The organism is Streptomyces sp. NPDC002734, assembly GCF_040295685.1.
In the GTDB taxonomy this organism is placed as follows: domain Bacteria; phylum Actinomycetota; class Actinomycetes; order Streptomycetales; family Streptomycetaceae; genus Streptomyces.
This window is the reverse complement of record NZ_JBEOVU010000019.1, coordinates 55,470-76,482: the sequence shown is the minus strand read 5'-3', so window position 1 is coordinate 76,482 and position 21,013 is coordinate 55,470. Positions and strand designations below refer to the sequence as shown.

The following is a 21,013-nucleotide window of genomic DNA, read 5'->3' as shown; positions in this document are numbered from 1 at the left end:
AAACGGTGGCGGGCGCGAACCGTGTGCTGCGAACGTGCGTCCTGTTCTACGGTGCCAGTAGGGACCCGGGACGTGGGAGGGCAGTGAACCGTGGAGCAGGCAAGGACGGCGCTCGCCGAGCGCATCGCGGACAGCAGAGCGGGTGCCGGGGATCCGCGGGCCCTGGTCGGTGAGATGCGCCGGTCGGTTCTGCTGGTGCCGTCCGACGGCGGTGGCGGGCTGTGGTCCGCGCATTCGGGTGGTGTGCGGTGGATCTGTGCGTTCACCGACGAGGAGGCGCTGGCACGGTTCGCTGTGCAACGCGGGGCGGGTGACCGGCCGTTGGAGTACGCGGCGTTGCTGGGTGCGCGGATCGTGGACGAGATCGTGCCGGGCCTGGGTGAGCCGGCCGGCCTCGCGGTCGACATCGCGACGGAGGACGGGGCGATGTTCTTCCCGCCGGTGACCGGCATCGTCCCCGACGCCGCTGCCGTGGACACCGATGCGGAGGGGGATGGTCGTGGGCGGTGACGGGATGGACCTCAACTTCGACAAGGCCTCGGTGGTCAAGTTCACGCAAGGCGTGGGGGCGACCATCGACCAGCTCGGCGAGCTGGGCGGCGCCACCGGGTCGGTGATGGGCAAGGGCTTCTCCTCGCTGGCCATGACCGGGATGGAGGCCGGCCACCACGGCCTCTCCGTCGACTTCGAGGACTTCTGCGAGCGGTGGGAGTGGGGTGTGCGGGCGCTGGTGAGTGACGCGTCCGCGATCGCCAACCGCTTGGGCCTGGCCGCAGGTACGCAGTGGGAGCACGACCAGTACGTCGAGGGCGCCATGAAGGTGGGCGTGAACGCGCTGGCGGGCGGCAATCCGCACGCCAGTGAGGAGGAGATCGCCCAGCAGGGCTGGGGCGATGTGTTCACGCCCGACTACCTGGACCCGGACTGGAGCAAGGAGTCCTTCGAGCAGGCGGGGCAGGACATCGAGCAGACCTGGAAGGACACCGGCCGCACGGTGATGACCGAGGGTCAGGGCGGCCGCCAGGCGGACATGCTCAACGACGCTCTCGGCATCACCGACGACCAGTGGAACCAGGCGCTCGACGACACGTTCGGACCGTCACCGGAGGAACGCGCCCAGCAGGAGCAACAGCAGCAGAGCGGTGACAGCGGGGGGAACTGAGCATGGGTATCGGCGACTTCATCAGTGACATCACGCCGGACTCCGTGGAGGACGCGGTCGAGGACGGCGTCGAGTGGGCCGGCAACAAGATCGAGGGCGCGGGCGACTGGACCGCCGACCGGCTCGAGGACGTCGGCTGGGACTCCGGCGCCGACTGGGTGCGCGAGCAGTCGCGTTCGGTGGCCAACCGGATGGGCGCCGAGGTCGACGAGATGGACCTCGGCCAGAGTGAGGACAAGACCAAACTCATCTACGGCAGCCCGGACAAGATCCAGGCAACCGCCGAGAAACTCCGCGGCTTCCAGACCGCGTTCGACGACGCCGGAGAGGGTCTGCGGGGCCTGGACTCCTCCAAACTGAAGGGTGAGGCCGCCGAGGCGCTGCGCAAGGCGGTGAGCACACAGCCGCCGAAGTGGTTCACCGGCGCCGACGCCTGCGAGAAGGCCGCCGCCGCGCTGGACACCTTCAGTCAAACCGTCATCTGGGCACAGGACCAGGCGCAAAGGGCCATCGACAAATGGAAGGAGGGCGTCAAGGCCTCCGAAGAGGCGGCGGACGCGCACCGCAAGAAGATCGACGACTTCAACGCGGCCGTCGACCGTCACAACGCCGACCCGGAGAAGTACCCGGCCGGCGGCCTGCCGCCGCGCCCGTCGCCGACGTTCACCGATCCGGGCAAGAAGCTGATGCAGGACGCGCAGGACATCCTCGCCGACGCCCGCAAGCAGCGGAACACCGCTGCCGAGACGGCGCGTTCGGCGGTCCGCGCCGCCCGCGACACCGCCCCACAGAAGCCCTCCTACGCCGAGCAGGCGCTGTCCGGTCTGCAGGAGATGCAGATCATGGGCGACCATTTCGGCGGCGGCATCATCAAGGGCACCGCCGGCCTGGTCAACTTCGTCCGCGGCATCAACCCGCTCGACCCGTACAACATCACCCACCCCGCCGAGTACACCACCAATCTGAACAGTCTGGCCGCCGGTCTCGTGGTCGCCGTCAACGACCCCGTCGGCACCGGCAAGCAGATGATCAGCGACTTCATGAAGGACCCTTCGGAGGGCTTCGGCCGGCTCATACCCGACCTGGCGCTGACGGTGGCGACCGGCGGTGGAGGCGCCGCCGTCAAGAGCGTGAGGCTCGCGGCGGACGCGGCGAAGGCCGCCCGGCTGCGCAAGCTCCTCGACGACGTCCCCGACGGCACCCACCACCGCCCCGACGCGCATCGCATCACCGACGGCACCGACCCCGTCGACCTCGCCTCGGGCCGCATGTTCCTCCCGCAGACCGACGTCGAACTGCCCGGCATCCTGCCCCTGACGTTCACCCGCCGCACCGAGTCCGGCCTCACGGCCGGTCGGTTCCTCGGGCCGGCCTGGACGTCCACGGTCGACGAGCACCTGCAGATCGACGCGGTCGGCGTCCTCCACGTGACCCCGGACGGCCTGCTCATCGCCTACCCGCACCCGGTCCCCGGCGCCCCCACCCGGCCCGAGTCCGGCACGGCCCATACCCTGCTGGAACGTCACGGCGACGGCGACTACACCGTCACCGACCCGGACACCGGCCTGGTCCGCCGCTTCGCCGCTCCGTTCGGCGTCGAGCCCGGGGAGGACGGCACCGCCTGGCTGACCTCCCTCACCGACCGCAACGGCCACAGCGTCACCGTCGACCGCACCGACGACGGCCTCCCTCTGGCTCTCGTCCACTCCGGCGGCTACCACGTCAGGCTGGCCCTCGCGGACGGCCGGATCACCGCCCTCACCCTCGCCGGAGCCGGCGAGGACGGCGCCGACGTGCCGCTGATGTCCTACGGCTACGACGAGCACGGCAACCTCATCGCCGTCACCAAGCCCTCCGGCGCCACCACCACCTTCCTCTACGACGACCGACGCCGCGTCACCGCCTGGATCGACTCCAACAACAGCCGCTACGACTACACCTACGACGACCAGGACCGCGTCGTGGCGGAGGGCGGCGAAGCCGGCCATGTCAAGATCACCCTCGCCTACACCGAACCCGACCCCGAGAGCGGTCACCGCACCACCACCCTCACCACGGCCGAAGGCCATACCACCCGTCACCTGATCGACCGCTACAGCCGTGTCATCGCCACCACCGATCCCTTGGGGAACACCACCCGCCTCACGTACGACGACCGCGGCAACCTCCGGAGCCGCACCGACCCCCTGGGGCGCACCACCTCGTTCGCCTACGGGGAGAACGGTCTCCTGGTCACCGTCAGGCACCCCGACGGGAGCGAGACGAGCGCGACCCGCGGCCCGTCGGGACTCCTGACGGAGCTCCGTGAGCCGGACGGCGCCCGCTGGTTCCAGGAGTTCGACGACCGCGGCAACCGCACCGCGGTCACCGACCCTGCCGGGCACACCACCCGCTTCACCTACGACGACGCAGGCCGCCCGACGTCCGTGACCGACCCCCTCGGCGCCGTCACCACCGTGCGCTGCGACACCGCCGGGCTGCCCGTGGAGATCACGGACCCGACGGGCAGCGTCACCCGTGTCCGGCGCGACGCCTTCGGACGCGAAGTGCACGTCACCGACCCGGACGGCGCCGTCAGCCGCATGGCCTGGTCCCCCGACGGTCACCTCGCGCTGTACACGGCTCCCGGCGGCGCCACCGAGTCGTGGACCTACGACGGCGAGGGCAACTGCCTCACCCATACCGACGCGGTCGGAGGCGTCACCCGCCTCGAGTACACCCACTTCGACCTTCTCGCCGCCCGGACCGGCCCCGACGGCGCCCGCTACGAGTTCCGGCACGACGCGGGCCTACGGCTCACCCAGGTCACCGGACCGCACGGAGCGACCTGGACGTACCGCTACGACGCGGTGGGCCGGCTCGTGTCCGAGACGGACTTCGACGCCCGCACCGTCACCTACAGCCTCGACGCGGCCGGGCAACTGCTCGCCAGGACCGACCATCTCGGCAGCGTCATCGCCTACGCCTACGACGAGGCCGGTCGCGTCGTCCGCAAGGAGGCCGCGGGCCGCGTCGCGTCCTACTCCTACGACCGGGCCGGACGTCTGGTCCATGCCTCCGGCTCCGACAGCGACCTGGTGCGGCGTTACGACCGGCGAGGCCTGCTCAAGACCGAGATCGTCGACGGCCGGACCCTCGAGCTCGCCCACGATGCCGCGGGCCGCCGGGTCCGCCGCACCACGCCCACCGGCCTCGTCACCACCTTGGCCTACGACGCCGCCGGACACGCCACCCGCATGACCACCGGCGGCCACGAGATCCGCTTCACCCACGACGTGGCCGGCCGTGAGCTCCGGCGGGTGTTCGGCGAGACCCTCACCCTGGCTTCCTTCCGGGACGAGGCCGGACGGCTCTCCACCCAGCACCTCACCGTCGGCTCCCGCACCCTCAACAGCCGCGCCTACGCCTACCGCGCCGACGGGCACGTCACCGCGATCTCCGACCAGCTCTCCGGCACCCGCGTCTTCGAGCTCGACCCGGTGGGCCGGATCACCGCTGTCCACGCACGGGGCTGGACCGAGCGGTACGCGTACGACGCCTCCGGCAACCAGACCGAGGCGTCGTGGCCGGCCACGCACCCCGGCCACGAGGCCACCGGGGAGCGCGTCTACTCGGGTACCACCGTCACCCGGGCGGGTGGCGTCCGTTTCGAGCATGACGCTCTTGGACGGGTGGTGACGCGACAGAAGCCCCGTCTCTCACGCAAACCCGACACCTGGCGCTACACCTGGGACGCCGAGGACCGCCTGACCTCGGTGATCACTCCGGACGGCACCCGCTGGCGTTACACCTACGACCCCTTGGGCCGTCGCACCGCCAAACTGCGCATGGCACACGACGGCAGGACCGTGCTCGAGCGGGTGGTCTTCACCTGGGACGGTGCGACCCTGTGCGAGCAGACCACGACGTCACCCGACCTGCCGAGCCCGGTCGTCCTCACCTGGGACCACCAAGGCCTCGCTCCTCTCGCCCAGACCGAGCGGATCCTGAGGCCCGACGCCTCGCAGCGGGAGATCGACTCACGCTTCTTCGCCATCGTCACCGACCTGGTCGGCACCCCCAGCGAACTCGTGGACGAACAGGGCGAGATCGCCTGGCGGGCCCGCGCCACCCTGTGGGGCACCACCGCCTGGGCACGCGGCAGCACCACGTACACACCCCTGCGCTTCCCCGGCCAGTACTTCGATCCCGAGACCGGCCTGCACTACAACTACTTCCGGCACTACGACCCGGAGACCGCTCGCTACACCACCGCTGATCCCCTCGGGCTCGAGCCGGCGCCCAACCCCGCCGCCTACGTGGACAATCCTCTGTCCTGGACCGACCCGCTGGGGCTCGCCCCGTGCGCCCGTGGCGGCTGGGCGGACAAGGCGGACTTCACCAGTCAGAAGGTGATGAGCAAGAAGTTCCACGCCCACGCCGGGGACTTCCTCGACAACCCGGGAAACCTGAACAAGGCCAACATGCAGCGGTTCGAGGACGCCATGCGCACCCACATGACGGCGGACGGGACCAAGATCTATCGTTTCGACTACAGACATCAGGGCACGGCGGTCGGGTTCATCGATCCGGCGTCCCAGAAGATGGTCATGCTCCGGGCGGACGGTACGTTCTGGTCGGCGTGGAAGCTGACCGACAAGCAGTTCACGAGCATCGTCGACGATGGGTTTCTCTGGGGATGACAGGACCGGAACGTCAGGAACGGTCAGGCGCCGCTGCGCTCGTGCTGGGGCCGGACGGCGCCTTCTCGCAGGCGTGGCTGAGCGGCAGACCGGTGGTCCCCGTTCCCGTGGGGGCGGAGGTCGACGCGGCGTTGGCCGGCCGGATCGCGGCCGGTTGCCGTGCCCTGGGGGCAGCGCACGTCCTGTGCATCGATCTGTCGGACCCGTCGGGCGGGTCCACCGGCACGAATGTGTCGAGGCCGTCGACCCTGCCGGTCGGCGAGGAGTGGACGGGAGTCCGTCCGCCCAGCCTGCTCGTCACACCCGACGCACGGGGCGCCGTGCTGTTCCCCGAAGCGGGCCACGCCCTTGTCGCCGGTGACGCCGCCTTCATCTCGGCGGCCTTCGGCGAGGGCGTGGACGCGGCGCGAGCCCTCTTCGGTCGCTACGCGGAAGCCGTTTCCGGAAGTCACCCGGGCCTGCCTGCCGTCGCCGCCGCTCATCCCCTGCGGAACCGGGCGTGGTCCCGGCCCGAGGACGTCACCCCGGACAGCGCGGCAGCACGACTGCTGACCCTCCTCGACGCGTTCACCAACGGCTCGTGCACCGCACCGGAGTTCGCACGCGGCTGGTGGGAGAACCAGCGGGCCTCCCAGGCGAACGGCGAGCGGATCCGTGAGCCGCTCGCCGACCTCTTCGACCAGGTCTTCCTGACACTGGAGGACTACGCGATCGAGCCGGAACTCGCCGAGCCGGGGGATCTCGACGACGCGCAGCTCCGCGAGGCCGTGATCCGGACCTGGAGCGCGTTCCGCGAGGGGTCCGGCCGGTCCCGCCGGTGAGGGCGTCGCACGTGACCTGGGGTGACGTAGTTCTCGGCGCCTACGGCGTCCACGCCTCCGTGCGGCTTGGGAAGCGTGGTCCCACTGTGTGGCAGAGCAAGGATTCACCCGCTGTCCGGACCCGGTGGCGGCCTACACCGACGGCGCCGCCTCCGTACGGTCGAGCTCTGGCGCGATGTCCGGGCGCAGAAGCAGTCCGCGGACATCGCACGACACCGTGACGGCTACACCGCCGGGCTGAAGGCGCTGCGAACATACCGGGCCAGCATCGCCGAGGTGCTGCGGGATCTCGGACAGGCAGGTGCTTGGCGGCCGGCCACCGTTCTGCGGCCGGCGGGCCGGCCCGAGCACGCGGCACGGCACCGCCGCCGACACCCTCACAGAGGCATCGGCGGCGGGCGGCCGGCGGCTGGGGGACGAGCGGGCACATCGTGCTGCCGGCGAGTTCGCCTGCGGCGACGTCAGCCCATCTCCTCCAGCGTCTTGCCCTTCGTCTCCTTGACGAACTTCAGGACGAACGGGATGGAGAGCACCGCGAACACCGTGTAGATCACGTACGTGGCCGACAGGTTCCACTCGGACAGGGACGGGAAGCTCGCCGTGATGGCCCAGTTGGCGACCCACTGAGCGGCGGCGGCGACACCCAGGGCGGCGGCGCGGATCCGGTTGGGGAAGATCTCGCCGAGCATGACCCAGACGACCACGCCCCAGGAGATGGCGAAGGAGAACACGAACACGTGGGCGGCGATCAGGGCGACCCAGCCCTCGGTGGCGGGCAGCCTGCCGTCGACCAGGTCGGCGGAGAACGCCCAGGCCTCGAACGCCAGGCCCAGCGCCATACCGACCGACCCGATGAGGGCGAGCGGCTTTCGGCCCAGGCGGTCGATGGTCATCATCGCGAGCACGGTGCCGAGGATGTTGATGATCGACGTGGTGAACGAGTAGAAGAACGACGCCGACGGGTCGACACCGACGGACTGCCACAGCGTCGAGGAGTAGTAGAACGCGACGTTGATGCCGACGAACTGCTGGAAGACCGAGAGGCCGATGCCGACCCAGACGATCGGCTTGAAGAAGAAGCCGCCGCCCATCAGGTCCTTGAAGGACGACTTGTGCTCGCTCTTCATCGCGGTCTCGATCTCGGCGACGCGGCCGTCGAGGTCGGCGCTCGAGCCCTCGACCTCGCGGAGGACCGCGCGGGCGCGGTCGTACTTGCCGACGGAGACGAGGAAGCGCGGCGACTCGGGGATCACGAAGGAGAGCAGGCCGTAGATGACGGCGGGAATCACCATCACGCCGAGCATGAGCTGCCAGACCTCCAGGCCCATCAGCTCACCGCGCTGGTCGCCTCCGACGGCGTTGAGCAGGCCCCAGTTGACCAGCTGCGACATGGCGATGCCTGCGACGATCGCGCCCTGCTGGAAGGCGCCGAGCCGGCCGCGGTAGGCGGGCGGGGCCACCTCGGCTATGTAGGCGGGGCCGATCACGGAAGCCATACCGATGGCGAAGCCGCCGACGACGCGCCACAGAGCGAGGTCCCACAGCGCGAAGGGCAGCGCGGAGCCGACGGCACTGACGGTGAAGAGGACGGCGGCGATCTGCATGCAGCGAATGCGGCCGATGCGGTCGGCGATCCTGCCCGCGGTCGCGGCACCGATCGCGCAACCGATCAGCGCGATGGCGATCACCTGGGCCAGCGTGGCGGACCCGATGTCGTACCGGTCCCGGATGGCCTCGACCGCGCCGTTCACCACGGAGCTGTCGTAGCCGAAGAGGAACCCTCCCATCGCGGCTGCGGCGGTGATGAAGACGACACGCCGGAGATGCTCCGGGTGGGCCGTCCGGGCTCCTGACTCTGGGGCCGCAGTGATGGTCACGTTGTACTCCTGGGGGCACCGGCATCGTTGCCGGTGAGGGGGGCCGGGGTGGGGGTAAACGTTCGGCGACGTCCGAGGACGCAGTTCAACCCTGGAGACCTTAAGTGTTCAATCTTTAAAGTCAACACTTCACAGAGTGCGACGTTGACCATAGTTTATGGCGACAGTCACTCGCCGTTACGTTCAAGACCTGTATGTATGTGGAATCTTTGTGAGTGCCGGGCGACGACGTGTGCATACCTGGTGAGAGTGGCGCAGCCGCGGCTGATCACCGGGGAGACACGTCGCCCCGGTGATCGCGCTCAGCCGGGACGGTTCCTGGAGCTCCGCGCGATCCCGATGTCGCGGACGCTGTCTCCTATCCGAGGAAGCTCAGTCGGACCTGACGGTTCGGGTTGTCCGCGTTCGTGTCGACCAGGCACACCGACTGCCAGGTGCCCAGCTCCAGGCGGCCGTCGATGACCGGGAGGGTGGCGTGGGGCGGGACGAAGGCGGGGAGGACGTGGTCGCGGCCGTGGCCGGGGCTGCCGTGGCGGTGCTGCCAGCGGTCGTCGGCCGGGAGGAGGTCGCGGAGGGCGGCGAGCAGGTCGTCGTCGCTGCCGGCGCCGGTCTCGATGACCGCGACGCCCGCGGTGGCGTGCGGGACGAAGACGTTGAGGAGGCCGTCGCGGCCGGCGGCCGCCTCGCGGAGGAACTCCTCGCAGTCGCGGGTGATGTCGGCGACGCGTTCGGAGGAGCCGGTGGTGATGTGCAGGACGCGGGAGCTGAAACGGTCTGACATGGGGCCATCCTGACGCATCCGCCCCGCGCGGGAAGAGAGGCGGGCCCCCGGTCGTTCGCAGGGTTGTGAGCGTTGTGGACGAGCGAGGGGCACGGGAGACCGCTGTCGTGGTGGTGGGCGCCGGGCAGGCGGGGCTGTCGGCGGCCTACCACCTGCGGCGTGCCGGATTCACGCCGGGGCAGGGCTTCGTGGTGCTGGACCACGCGCCGGGGCCGGGCGGTGCCTGGCAGTTCCGGTGGCCCTCACTGACGTACGGCAAGGTGCACGGGATGCACTCGCTGCCGGGCATGGAACTGACCGGGGCGGACCCGGCTCGGCCGTCGGCCGAGGTGATCGCCCGGTACTTCGAGGACTACGAGCGGGCCTTCGGTCTAAAGGTTCTGCGGCCGGTCGAGGTGCGGGCGGTGCGGGAGGGCGAGAGCGGGCGGCTGCGGGTGGAGACCTCGGCAGGGGTGTGGTCCGCCCAGGCCCTGATCAACGCCACGGGGACCTGGGACCGGCCGTTCGTGCCGCGTGTCGCGGGCCAGGAGACGTTCCGGGGGCGGCAGTTGCACACAGCGGGGTACCGCGGACCCCAGGAGTTCGCCGGGCTGCGGGTGGTGGTGGTCGGCGGCGGCGCCTCGGGGACGCAGCACCTGCTGGAGCTCGCCCCGTACGCGGCGGCCACGGCCTGGGTCACGCGGCGGCCGCCGGTCTTCCGTGAGGGCCCGTTCGACGAGGACGCGGGGCGGGCGGCCGTGGCCATGGTGGAGGAGCGGGTCCGGCGGGGGCTGCCGCCGCGGAGCGTGGTGTCGGTGACGGGACTGCCGCTGAACGACGCGATCCGTGAGGGGCTGCGGAGCGGGGTGCTGGACCGGTTGCCGATGTTCGACCGGATGACGCCGGAGGGCGTCGCCTGGGCGGACGGGCGTGTCTTCCCGGCGGACGTGGTGCTGTGGGCGACGGGGTTCCGGCCGAGCGTGGGCCATCTGGCGCCGCTGCGGCTGCGCGAGCCGGGGGGCGGGATACGCATGATCGGCACGCGGGCGGCGGCGGACCCGCGGGTCCACCTCGTGGGGTACGGACCGTCGGCGAGCACGATCGGCGCGAACCGCGCGGGGCGGGCGGCGGTGCGGGAGGTCCGGCGGCTGCTGGAGAGCGGCCCCAAGAGCCTGGCGAGGGCCGAGGCGGCCTGACCGCGACGACCGCGGCCGGCGGAGGAGCGCGTCGCGGAAGGGCGCGAGCGGCTCCCCCGGGCAGTCGGGCCGGTCGGGCCGAGGGGCGGGAACCTCAAATCCAGCTCCGTACCTCGGCCGGGATCTTGTCCTCGTCCGGCGTTGCTGATCAGATCAACGCCTGGTCACGCCACTTCACGGCGCGCGCCACTACGGGGGGAAGAGATGACGATCGGCCACGACGATCGAACAGCACGCGGCGACGCACGTGTCAGGTCCGCGACAGTCAGGTCCGCGACAGTCGCCGCGTACGCGGTCGCGGGCGTCTTCCATGTCGTCACGGCAGGACTGTTCACCGTCGGTCTGCTGCTGACCGTGCTCGGCTTCAGCACCGTGGTCCAGCCCATGATCGGATTGCTCCTGCTCGCACTGACGCTCGCGCTCCGCCCGCGCCCCGGGCGCCTCGACCCGGAGCTTCCCACGCTGCGGGAGACCGACGCGCCGGCTCTGTTCGCGCTGCTGCACCGGGTGGCGGACGGCGCCGGAGTGCGACGCGTCGACGCGGTCCAGCTCACCGCCGGCTTCTCCACGCACGTCGTCCACCACGGGTTCCGCCGCAGGCGGTGCCTGGCGCTGGGACTCCCCCTCTGGGGTGGCTGTCCTCCCCAGCAGCGCATCGCCGCCGTCGCGCAGGCGATGATCGAGAGCGGCCCCCGCAACGTCCGGCGCGGCGTGTTCGTGGGCTCGGCCCTCGGGGCGTTGCGCGGTGGGGTGCGGGCCATGGCGGCAGGGGGTTCCCAGGCCTCGGCAAGCATCAACGTGCATGCGTACCGGGCGGACGACGTGGCGGCGGGGGTCTCCGTCGTCCAGGCCCGCAGCCGGGCGACGGAGCGTCTGCTGTGGCTTCCGCGGACCGCGGCGGCAGCGTGCGAGCGTCTGCTGCTGCGGCTCACGCGGCCGTCCGCGAGGCAGGCGCGGCTCGCCTCGGACGAGGCCGCGGCACGGGTCGCGTCCACCCCGGCCACGCTCGCCGCACTGCGTGACAGGCAGCTGACACGCGCGATCGGCGTGGAGCTGCATCGGCTGACCGTCGAGAGGAAGAGCTTCGCGAGGGCCCGCGGCGCGGCCTCCGGACGGGACGACTTCTGGGAGGATGTGGCCCGGCACACGGATCGCCTGCGGGAGCAGCGGGACGCCGCCGAGGCCGGCCCGCCGGCGGAGGGTGACGGCGGGCGCGGCCGGTTGCGACCCGCTGACGAGGACACCGGCGCCCGGCGCATGGCCCGGCTGGCCTTCGGCCCGCAGTACCCGGCGACGGTCACGCTCGACGAGGCCGACCGTGTCCGCATCGAGGACGAACTCCGCCTGCCGGGGCAGGCGGTGGAGCGACTGGTGCTGCGCGACGGCGTCGCCCGGGCTGCGTAGGGCGGCGCGGCCCGGGGCGGTGAGGGTCACCCCCCGGCCGTCTCCAGCTGCGTGTCGCGGCGGACCAGCGCCGCGTAGCGGCCGTCGAGGGCGAGGAGGTCCTCGTGGGTGCCCCGCTCGACCACGTGACCGCGGTCGAGGACGACGATCTGGTCGGCGCCGCGGACCGTGGAGAGCCGGTGGGCGATGGTGATGGTCGTGCGGTTGGCGGAGAGCGCGTCGATCGCCTCCTGCACCGCGCGCTCCGTGCGGGTGTCCAGCGCGCTGGTGGCCTCGTCGAGGAGGAGCACCGGCGGGTCGCGGAGGATGGTGCGGGCGATGGCCAGGCGCTGCTTCTCGCCGCCGGAGAACCGGTGACCGCGCTCGCCGACGACCGTGTCGTAGCCGTCGGCCAGCTGGACGATGTGGTCGTGGATCTGCGCGGCACGCGCCGCCGCGTGGAGTTCCTCGTCCGTGGCGTCGGGCTTGGCGAAGCGGAGGTTGTCGGCGACGGAGGCGTGGAAGAGGTACGTCTCCTGGGAGACGACGCCCACCGCGCGGGCCAGGGTGTCGAAGTCGAGGTCGCGGACGTCCACGCCGTCCAGCGTGACCCGACCGCCGGTGACGTCGTAGAGCCGCGGCACCAGGTGGCCCAGGGTGGACTTGCCGGCGCCGGTCGTGCCGACCACGGCCAGGCTGCCGCCCGCCGGGACGTCGATGTCGATCCCGGACAGCACGGGCTCGCCGTGTTCGTCGTAGCGGAACTCGACGTCCTCCAGGCGCACCTCGCCCTTCACCCGGTCGAGGCGGACCGGGTCGGGGCGCTCGGTGATGTCGATCGGCAGGTCGAGGTACTCGAAGATGCGCTGGAAGAGGGCGAGCGAGGTCTGGATCTGCACGCCGGTGGACAGCAGGCTGACCGTCGGGCGGAACAGCCCCTGCTGGAGCGAGGTGAAGGCGACCAGCGTGCCCAGGGAGACGGCGGGGCCACCCATGTGGAGGGCGAGGCCTGCCGTCCAGTAGATCAGGGCCGGCATGGCGGACATGACGATGCCGATGACGGCCATCCGCCACCGGCCGGCCATGTTGGACCTGACCTCGAGGTCGACGAGCTTCTCGGACTCGTCGGCGAAGGAGCGGGTCAGGGAGTCGGCGCGGCCCATGGTGCGGCCCAGCAGGATGCCGCTGACCGAGAGGGACTCGGTGACCGTCGCCGCCATCACGGCCATCTGCTTCTGCCGCCTGGTGGTGATCTTCTTGCGTTCGTCGCCGACCCGGCGGCTGATCCAGACGAAGACCGGCAGCAGGAGGAGCGAGACGACGGTGAGCCGCCAGTCCAGCGCCAGCATGGCGACGACGGTGGCGATGACGCCGGTGAGGTTGGAGACCAGCGACGTCACGGTCGAGGTGACGGTGGCCTGCATGCCGCCGATGTCGTTGGCGATGCGGGACTGCACCTCGCCCGTGCGGGTGCGGGTGAAGAAGGCCAGGGACATGCGCTGGAGCCGGCCGTAGACCGCGGTCCGCAGGTCGTGCATCACGCGCTGGCCCACGGTGGTGGAGATCAGGGTCTGCAGCACTCCGAAGACGCCGCCGAGCACGGCGCTGACGATCATGCCGAGGACCAGCAGGCTCAGCAGGCCCGTGCGCTGCTGCGGCAGGGCGACGTCGAGAATCTCGCGGAGGAGGAAGGGACTGGCCACCGACACCAGCGAGGAGGCGCCGACCAGTACCGCGACGACGGCCAGGCGCCCTCGGTAGGGGCGGAACAGCCGCAGGATGCGGCGTACCTGCCGCGGCTGCTCGGGGTCGGCGGGCGGCGGGGTCCAGTCGATGCGTTCGGGGCGCATGGGCTCCCTTAGGGCGGGCGAGGGCCTGAGGGCCGGGGCTACGGGAGGGGTGAGCGGTGGGGTGACGTGGGACCGGGAAGTGGGGTTGGAAAGTGGGGCTCGGTGGTGCTGAAGCACGCATCCCGGGGCATACGGGCCCAGGATCGTCACAGAGCTTAGCTCATTGTTACCCATACTCACAATGAACACCCTCCTGATATCGTTCCGGCATGACGCTTCCCGACTCCGACGGGCTTCTCGCCGAGCAGCTGCTGCGCCTGACCCGCCGCGTCCACCGCATCCAGAAGCGCCATCTGGCGCAGCAGGGCATGGCCATCACCCCTGCGCAGTCCCGTCTGCTGCGCGCCCTCGCGCCCTACGCCACGCCACCGCGGATGGCCGATCTGGCGGAGCGGCTGGAGGTGGTCCCCCGCGCGGTGACGACCCTGGTGGACGGCCTGGAGGCGAGCGGGCGGGTGCGCCGGGTGGCGGATCCGGGCAACCGCCGGGTGACGCGGATCGAGCTGACCGACGAGGGCCGGGCGGCGCTGCGGGAACTGCGGGCGGCCCGGCGGGCGGCGGCGGAGGAGATCCTGGAGCCGCTGACGCATGAGCAGCGGGAGACGCTCGGCGGGCTGCTGGACACCCTGATCGACGGCTCCCCCGCCCACCACCCCGGCTCCGCCTGAGACCCGCCTCCGGCCGCCCGCCGTGACCGGTCCGCCCGCACCCGGGTCACCGGCGCGGTTTGCGCGGCACCCGGCCCCGGTGGACGCTGGAAGAAGTGAGCGGCCGCCACTGGGCACCGCTACCGGGCGGGAGGTAGTCGTGGGTATCGCCGACGGACCGGGGGACGACGTCTATCAGCCCGACGCGTCCGACATCCAGGACGACTCGGGGCTGCTCGACGTCGAGGACACGCTGGAGACCGACGACGTCGACGACCCGCTGGACCGCGGCTGGTCCCCGCCGGAGAAACCCTGGGGGGTGGAGCACACCGGGGAGACGGCGGCCGAGCAGCGGCGGGGCGAGTCGCTGGACGAGCGCCTGTCGAAGGAGTTGCCGGACGCGCCCGACCTGCGGCTGGACGGCGACGGCATCGGTGACACCGTCGACACCGACGGGGAGCTGATGGACGGCGAGGTCGGCGGGACGCGGGCCGGCCGTCTGGTCGCTCCCGACGAAGGGCTGCGCCGCGACAAGGAGGCGGTCCTGGCCGCCCGCGACGTGGGCATCGACGGAGCGGCCGCCTCCGCGGAGGAAGCGGCCGTCCATCTGATCGACGAGGAGGAGTGAGTCGCGTGCGGCAGGAGAAGCATCCCGAGTACCGTCCGGTGGTCTTCCGCGACCGGGCAGCCGGTTACGCCTTCCTCACCCGGTCGACGGCGGACAGCGACCGGACCATCGAGTGGGACGACGGGCAGTCGTACCCGGTGATCGACGTGGAGATCTCCTCGGAGAGCCATCCCTTCTACACCGGCAAGGCGCGGACCGTGGACTCCGAGGGCCGGGTCGCCCGCTTCGAGCGGCGCTACGGCGGGACGGCCGAGCCGCCGGAGGGAACCGGCGCCGCCTAGGGCCGCGCCGCGGCGCCCCGGGTCCTCTCAGTCCCCCGGGCCGGGGTCGGGGCGCACGGCGGAGTGGAGGCCGGCGCGGGCCGCCTCCAGCTGGGCGGCGAAGGCGATGCCGAGGAACAGGGCGATCCCGGTGAGGTTGGCCCACAGCAGCAGCGCGATGAACGCGGTCAGCGGACCGTAGACCGCGCCGAAGCCCGCGCTGTTGCTGACGTAGAGCTCGAGCAGCCCGGTCGCCGTCACCCAGATCGCGAGGTGGACGGCGGAGCCGAGGGCCAGCCAGGTGTAGCCGGGCTGGCGGCGGCGGGGCGACCAGCGGAAGATCACGGCCGAGGCCGTCCAGGACAGCAGCAGCCCCAGCGGGATGTCCAGCGGGGCCCACCACCGCGCGCCGCCCGGCAGGCCCAGGGATTCCGCCACGGCCCCGGCGACCGCGTCGCCGGTGACGAGGACCAGGAAGCCGAGCACCATCGGGAGCCCGGCGGCCCCCGCGAGGACCAGGGCGCGCCCGTACTTGTGCGTGACCGGACGGTCGCGTTCGATGCCGTAGATGCGGTTGGCGCCCCGCTCTATCTGCGCCATCGCCGAGGCGAGGTTGACCACCGCGAAACCCAGACCCAGTACCAGGGCGAGGTTGCTCCACACCCCGCCGTGCGCGGTGCGGCGGGTGCCCTCCAGGACGTCCCGGACGATCCCGTCGCTGGTGCCCGGGACGATCCGCTGGAGGGTGAGCTCGATGACCCGGCCGATGTCCTCGGTGTGCGCGGAGGTGGTCAGGCCGACCAGCGCGGCCGTGAAGGGCACCAGTCCCACCACGACCTGGAACGCCAGGGCCCGCGCGTTGGTGAACCCGTCGGCGTACCGGAAGCGGCTGAAGGAGTCGGCGATCAGCCGGCGGGCGCCGCCGTACTTCCGGAGGGCGACCAGCGCCTCGTCGCCGGAGAGTTCCTCTCCGATCATGTCCCGCGTCTGGGGGACGTGGACGACGGTTCCCATGGTGTGAGGTCTCCTCGGCTGGGGGGCGTTCCCCTACTCCTGCCCCCGCCCTCCCCGCCTCACCGCGCCCGGGGCGGTGCCCCGTGGCGCCCGCCGCTCCGGGCGCACCACAGAGCCCCGCGGGACTCAGAGGTAGCCGAGGGCGAACGCCGCGGCCACGCCTCCGGCGAGCATGAAGCCGGGCATGAGGACCCGGACCTCCACCCAGGCGCCGGCGCGGAAGCGCATCGGCTTCGGCGGCCCCAGCGGGTACCAGCGCCTGCGGCCTATCGGGATGGGCCACAGCACGGGGCAGCCGGAGACGGTGAGCGCGTCGCCGATGCAGTGGACCAGCGCGCCGAGCACGATCGGCAGGCCCAGCCACAGGTACTCCTGGTCCCGCCCTTCGAACAGCCAGGTGGAGCCGTTGCCCGGCCGGTCCAGGATCCCCGCGATGATCCAGGAGCTGGTGGCGGCCAGCAGCCACACCAGCACGTCGGCGCTGGAGCCGCGGGTGGCGCGCCACAGCAGGCCCTCGATGGCCAGCACCATGTGCACGAAGAGGATGAACAGCACGCCCCACCGGTCCCCCAGTGTGGCGATGGCCGCCGAGCCGGCGCCGATCAGGAGCGCCCACACCCAGGTGTGGGTGAGGGTGCGGTGGCCGCCGGAGCGCCGCGGGTCACCGGGTTTCCTTGTCGACTTGTAGACGGCGTAGGACAGCTTGTCGACGATCTCGCAGATCCACTTGGACACCGGCCCGAAGGCCCGCGAGATGGTGGCCGCCTTGTGGTCGAGGTCGGGCGCCAGGGCCGCCCCCGCGCAGATCAGTGCTCCGGCCAGCAGGACGGGCCAGGGCATCGGCTCGCCCCAGGCTGCCGCGGCCGCGCCGACGCCGAGCCACGCGGCCGCGCCCGACAGAGCATGTGCTGGTCCCATCATGGCGTGCTCGCCCCGTTCCGCGATGTGCCGCTGTCTGTCGCACGCCGCTGTTGTCGCTCGTCCCGCTGTTGTCACGTCCGCTGTGCAGTTCAGCGGCACAGCGTAGCGGTGACGATCTTCGTCCGGGCATCCGATTCCCTGATCGTGACCTGGTCCGGGCAAGATGGGGACGTGACCCTCATCGATCAGTTGCCGCAGACCGCCGATCCGGACGCCCTCTACGAAGCCTTCGAGTCGTGGGCCCAGGACCGGGGCCTCACGCTCTACCCCCATCAGGAGGAGGCGCTGATCGAGGTGGTCTCCGGCGCGAACGTGATCGTCTCGACGCCGACCGGTTCGGGCAAGAGCATGATCGCGGCGGCCGCCCACTTCGCGGCCCTCGCCCGTGACGAGGTCACCTTCTACACCGCGCCGATCAAGGCGCTGGTCTCCGAGAAGTTCTTCGAGCTCTGCAAGATCTTCGGCACCGAGAACGTCGGCATGCTGACCGGCGACGCGTCGGTGAACGCGGACGCCCCGGTGATCTGCTGCACCGCGGAGGTGCTGGCCTCCATCGCGCTGCGCGACGGCAGGAACGCCGACGTCGGCCAGGTGGTGATGGACGAGTTCCACTTCTACGCCGAGGCGGACCGCGGCTGGGCCTGGCAGATCCCGCTGCTGGAGCTGCCGCAGGCGCAGTTCGTCCTCATGTCGGCGACGCTCGGCGACGTCTCGATGTTCGAGAAGGACCTCACCCGGCGCACCGGCCGGCCGACCGCGGTGGTCCGTTCGGCGACCCGTCCGGTGCCGCTGTCCTACGACTTCAAGTACACGCCGCTGACCGAGACGCTGACCGAGCTGCTGGACACCCGGCAGGCGCCGGTCTACATCGTCCACTTCACCCAGGCGCAGGCCGTCGAGCGGGCGCAGGCGCTGATGAGCATCAACATGTGCTCCAAGGAGGAGAAGGAGAAGATCGCCGATCTGATCGGCAACTTCCGCTTCACCACCAAGTTCGGCCAGAACCTCTCCCGTTACGTCCGGCACGGGATCGGCGTGCACCACGCCGGCATGCTGCCCAAGTACCGGCGTCTGGTGGAGAAGCTGGCCCAGGCGGGTCTGCTGAAGGTCATCTGCGGCACGGACACCCTCGGTGTGGGCGTCAACGTGCCCATCCGCACGGTGCTGTTCACCGCGCTGACCAAGTACGACGGCAACCGGGTGCGCACCCTGCGGGCGCGCGAGTTCCACCAGATCGCGGGCCGTGCCGGGCGGGCCGGCTTCGACACGGCCGGTTTCGTGGTCGCGCAGGCGCCCGAGCACGTCATCGAGAACGAGAAGGCGCTGGCGAAGGCGGGCGACGACCCGAAGAAGCGCCGCAAGGTGGTCCGCAAGAAGGCCCCGGAGGGTTTCGTCGCCTGGTCGGAGTCCACCTTCGAGAAGCTGATCACCTCCGACCCCGAGCCGCTGACCTCGCGGTTCCGGGTCACCCACGCCATGCTGCTGTCGGTGATCGCCCGCCCGGGCAACGCCTTCGACGCCATGCGCCGGCTGCTGGAGGACAACCACGAGCCGCGCCGGGCCCAGCTGCGTCACATCCGCCGGGCCATCGCCATCTACCGGTCGCTGCTGGACGGCGGCATCGTCGAAAAGCTGGACGAGCCGGACGCCGAGGGCCGCATCGTGCGCCTGACGGTCGACCTCCAGCAGGACTTCGCGCTCAACCAGCCGCTGTCCACCTTCGCGCTGGCCGCGTTCGAGCTCCTGGACCCCGAATCGCCGTCGTACGCGCTGGACATGGTGTCGGTGGTGGAGTCCACGCTGGACGACCCGCGGCAGATCCTGCACGCGCAGCAGAACAAGGCGCGCGGCGAGGTGGTCGCGCAGCTGAAGGCGGACGGCGTCGAGTACGAGGAGCGGATGGAGCGGCTTCAGGAGGTCAGCCACCCCAAGCCGCTGGAGGAGCTGCTCTTCCACGCGTACAACACCTACCGCCACAGCCACCCGTGGGTGGGCGACCACCCGCTGTCGCCCAAGTCGGTGATCCGCGACATGTACGAGCGGGCGCTGACCTTCACGGAGTTCGTGTCCCTCTACGAGCTGGCCCGCACCGAGGGCATCGTGCTGCGCTACCTGGCGAGTGCCTACAAGGCGCTGGAGCACACCGTCCCCGACGACCTGAAGTCGGAGGACCTGCAGGACCTGATCGCCTGGCTGGGCGAGATGGTCCGCCAGGTCGACTCCAGCCTGCTCGACGAGTGGGAGCAGCTGGCCAACCCGGAGGTGGTCACCGCCGAGGAGGCCCAGGAGAAGGCCGACCAGGTCAAGCCGGTCACCGCCAACGCGCGTGCCTTCCGGGTGCTGGTGCGCAACGCGATGTTCCGCCGGGTGGAGCTGGCCGCCCTGGACCAGGTGAACGAACTGGGCGCGCTGGACGGCGAGTCGGGCTGGGACGCGGACCGCTGGGGCGAGGCCATGGACGCCTACTGGGACGAGTACGAGGACCTGGGCACCGGTCCGGACGCCCGCGGCCCGCGCCTGCTGATGATCGAGGAGGACCCCGCCCACGGCCTGTGGCGCGTCCGTCAGACCTTCGCCGACCCCAACGGCGACCATGACTGGGGCATCAGCGCCGAGGTCGACCTCGCGGCGTCCGACGCCGAGGGCCGTGCGGTGATCCGGGTCACCGACGTCGGCCAGCTGTGACGCCGCCCGGCGGTGGAGCCGGGGACGGCACGACTCCGTGATGACGGTGACGCCGGGAGCGGTGACGGCGGGACGGGCGAAGACGGGACACGTGGACGGGAGAAGAGAGACAGCATGACGAATCCGGCGGAGGGCCTGGTCGGCCTGCTCGACCTCGAGCAGATAGAGGTCAACATCTTCCGGGGCCGCAGCCCCGAGGAGTCGTTGCAGCGCGTCTTCGGCGGGCAGGTGGCCGGCCAGGCGCTGGTCGCGGCCGGGCGGACGGTCGAGCCGGACCGGCCGGTGCACTCGCTGCACTCGTACTTCCTGCGCCCGGGGCGGCCCGGCGTGCCGATCGTCTACCAGGTGGAGCGGGTCCGCGACGGCCGGTCGTTCACCACCCGCCGGGTCACGGCGGTGCAGCAGGGCCGGACGATCTTCAACCTGACGGCCTCCTTCCACCTTCCGGAGGAGGGCCCGTTCACCCACCAGCTGCCGCCGGCCCGGCAGGTGCCGGACCCCGAGTCGCTGCCGACGGTGGCCGAGGAGATCCGCGAGCATCTGGGGGCGCTGCCAGAGCAGCTGGAGCGGATGGCGCGCCGTCAACCCTTCGACATCCGGTACGTGGACCGGATGCGGTGGACGGCCGAGGAGGTCGCGGAGGCGGAGCCGCGCAGCGCGGTGTGGATGCGGGCGGTGGGGCCGCTGGGCGACGACCCGCTGGTGCACACCTGCGCACTGACCTACGCGAGCGACATGACGCTGCTGGACGCGGTGCGGCTGCCGGTGGAGCCCCTGTGGGGGCCGCGCAACTTCGACATGGCCTCGCTGGACCACGCGATGTGGTTCCACCGGCCGTTCCGGGCGGACGAGTGGCTGCTCTACGACCAGGAGTCGCCCATCGCGGTCGGCGGGCGCGGGCTGGCCCGAGGGCGCATCTACGACCGTGCGGGCCGGCTGGTGGTGTCGGTGGTGCAGGAAGGGCTGTTCCGGGCCCTGTAGGCCCGTCCGCGGCGGGGACGTGCCGGACGCCGCGCTCCCCCGTCCGGGGCGTGGCGGCGGTGCGGGTCCGCTGAGCCGCGGCGCTGTGGTCCGGGGCGTGGCGGCGGTGCGGGTCCGCTGAGCCGCGGCGCTGTGGTCCGGGGCGT

Annotated in this window: 16 protein-coding genes; 11 read left to right on the top strand and 5 right to left on the bottom strand. The window is 71.5% G+C overall.

Features of this window, described 5'->3' with window-relative positions; all coding sequences use genetic code 11:
• Positions 1-90: 90 nt before the first annotated feature.
• From ABT026_RS18625 to ABT026_RS18610, 4 genes are read left to right on the top strand one after another with little or no spacing between them, the layout of a single operon-like run.
• The gene (locus tag ABT026_RS18625; RefSeq protein WP_351115659.1) at positions 91-510 is read left to right on the top strand and encodes an SseB family protein; all 420 of its coding nucleotides are present in this window, start codon (positions 91-93) and stop codon (positions 508-510) included.
• Positions 500-1,162: a hypothetical protein gene (locus ABT026_RS18620; RefSeq protein ID WP_351115657.1), complete on the top strand. Its 663-nt coding sequence runs from the start codon at positions 500-502 to the stop codon at positions 1,160-1,162. The genes ABT026_RS18625 and ABT026_RS18620 overlap by 11 nt, the downstream gene beginning before the upstream one ends.
• A gap of 2 nt (positions 1,163-1,164) precedes the next feature.
• On the top strand, positions 1,165-5,844 hold the full coding sequence (locus tag ABT026_RS18615) for a putative T7SS-secreted protein (protein ID WP_351115655.1): 4,680 nt from the start codon (positions 1,165-1,167) through the stop codon (positions 5,842-5,844).
• 41 nt (positions 5,845-5,885) lie between these two features.
• Complete coding sequence (locus tag ABT026_RS18610) at positions 5,886-6,665, top strand: hypothetical protein (protein ID WP_351115654.1); 780 nt, start codon at positions 5,886-5,888, stop codon at positions 6,663-6,665.
• A 461-nt stretch (positions 6,666-7,126) separates the two neighbouring features.
• On the opposite strand, the gene ABT026_RS18605 is transcribed toward ABT026_RS18610, so the two are convergent.
• Together ABT026_RS18605 and ABT026_RS18600 are read right to left on the bottom strand one after the other, a co-directional pair.
• Positions 7,127-8,542: a sugar porter family MFS transporter gene (locus tag ABT026_RS18605; RefSeq protein WP_351115653.1), complete on the bottom strand. Its 1,416-nt coding sequence runs from the start codon at positions 8,540-8,542 to the stop codon at positions 7,127-7,129.
• Between the two features lie 358 nt (positions 8,543-8,900).
• On the bottom strand, positions 8,901-9,323 hold the full coding sequence (locus ABT026_RS18600; RefSeq protein WP_351115652.1) for a secondary thiamine-phosphate synthase enzyme YjbQ: 423 nt from the start codon (positions 9,321-9,323) through the stop codon (positions 8,901-8,903).
• A 74-nt stretch (positions 9,324-9,397) separates the two neighbouring features.
• Here ABT026_RS18600 and ABT026_RS18595 point away from each other — a divergent pair, with 74 nt between their 5' ends.
• Both ABT026_RS18595 and ABT026_RS18590 read left to right on the top strand, forming a co-directional pair.
• Positions 9,398-10,498 (top strand): NAD(P)-binding domain-containing protein, encoded by a 1,101-nt coding sequence (locus ABT026_RS18595; protein ID WP_351115651.1) that lies wholly within the window; start codon positions 9,398-9,400, stop codon positions 10,496-10,498.
• A gap of 204 nt (positions 10,499-10,702) precedes the next feature.
• Positions 10,703-11,902, top strand: a complete 1,200-nt coding sequence (locus ABT026_RS18590; protein ID WP_351115650.1) for a M48 family metalloprotease — start codon at positions 10,703-10,705, stop codon at positions 11,900-11,902.
• A gap of 26 nt (positions 11,903-11,928) precedes the next feature.
• Here ABT026_RS18590 and ABT026_RS18585 read toward each other — a convergent pair whose 3' ends face one another.
• On the bottom strand, positions 11,929-13,731 hold the full coding sequence (locus tag ABT026_RS18585) for an ABC transporter ATP-binding protein (RefSeq protein WP_351115649.1): 1,803 nt from the start codon (positions 13,729-13,731) through the stop codon (positions 11,929-11,931).
• Positions 13,732-13,940: 209 nt separating this feature from the next.
• Here ABT026_RS18585 and ABT026_RS18580 point away from each other — a divergent pair, with 209 nt between their 5' ends.
• The 3 genes from ABT026_RS18580 (at position 13,941) to ABT026_RS18570 (ending at position 15,287) form a co-directional block, all read left to right on the top strand.
• Positions 13,941-14,399 carry a MarR family winged helix-turn-helix transcriptional regulator gene (locus ABT026_RS18580; RefSeq protein ID WP_351115648.1) on the top strand — a complete coding sequence of 153 codons (459 nt, stop codon included), beginning with the start codon at positions 13,941-13,943 and terminating at the stop codon, positions 14,397-14,399.
• Between the two features lie 139 nt (positions 14,400-14,538).
• Positions 14,539-15,006 (top strand): DUF5709 domain-containing protein, encoded by a 468-nt coding sequence (locus tag ABT026_RS18575; RefSeq protein WP_351115646.1) that lies wholly within the window; start codon positions 14,539-14,541, stop codon positions 15,004-15,006.
• A gap of 5 nt (positions 15,007-15,011) precedes the next feature.
• Positions 15,012-15,287, top strand: a complete 276-nt coding sequence (locus tag ABT026_RS18570; RefSeq protein ID WP_351115645.1) for a type B 50S ribosomal protein L31 — start codon at positions 15,012-15,014, stop codon at positions 15,285-15,287.
• A gap of 27 nt (positions 15,288-15,314) precedes the next feature.
• Here ABT026_RS18570 and ABT026_RS18565 read toward each other — a convergent pair whose 3' ends face one another.
• Together ABT026_RS18565 and ABT026_RS18560 are read right to left on the bottom strand one after the other, a co-directional pair.
• A complete protein-coding gene (locus ABT026_RS18565; protein WP_351115644.1) occupies positions 15,315-16,280 on the bottom strand; it encodes a YihY/virulence factor BrkB family protein in 966 nt (321 codons plus the stop codon).
• Positions 16,281-16,406: 126 nt separating this feature from the next.
• Positions 16,407-17,201: a metal-dependent hydrolase gene (locus ABT026_RS18560; protein ID WP_351115643.1), complete on the bottom strand. Its 795-nt coding sequence runs from the start codon at positions 17,199-17,201 to the stop codon at positions 16,407-16,409.
• Between the two features lie 171 nt (positions 17,202-17,372).
• Between ABT026_RS18560 and ABT026_RS18555 the strand changes: the two genes are divergently transcribed.
• Together ABT026_RS18555 and ABT026_RS18550 are read left to right on the top strand one after the other, a co-directional pair.
• Positions 17,373-19,886 (top strand): DEAD/DEAH box helicase, encoded by a 2,514-nt coding sequence (locus ABT026_RS18555; protein ID WP_351115642.1) that lies wholly within the window; start codon positions 17,373-17,375, stop codon positions 19,884-19,886.
• A 114-nt stretch (positions 19,887-20,000) separates the two neighbouring features.
• Positions 20,001-20,867 carry an acyl-CoA thioesterase gene (locus ABT026_RS18550; protein ID WP_351115641.1) on the top strand — a complete coding sequence of 289 codons (867 nt, stop codon included), beginning with the start codon at positions 20,001-20,003 and terminating at the stop codon, positions 20,865-20,867.
• The last annotated feature ends 146 nt before the right edge of the window (positions 20,868-21,013 follow it).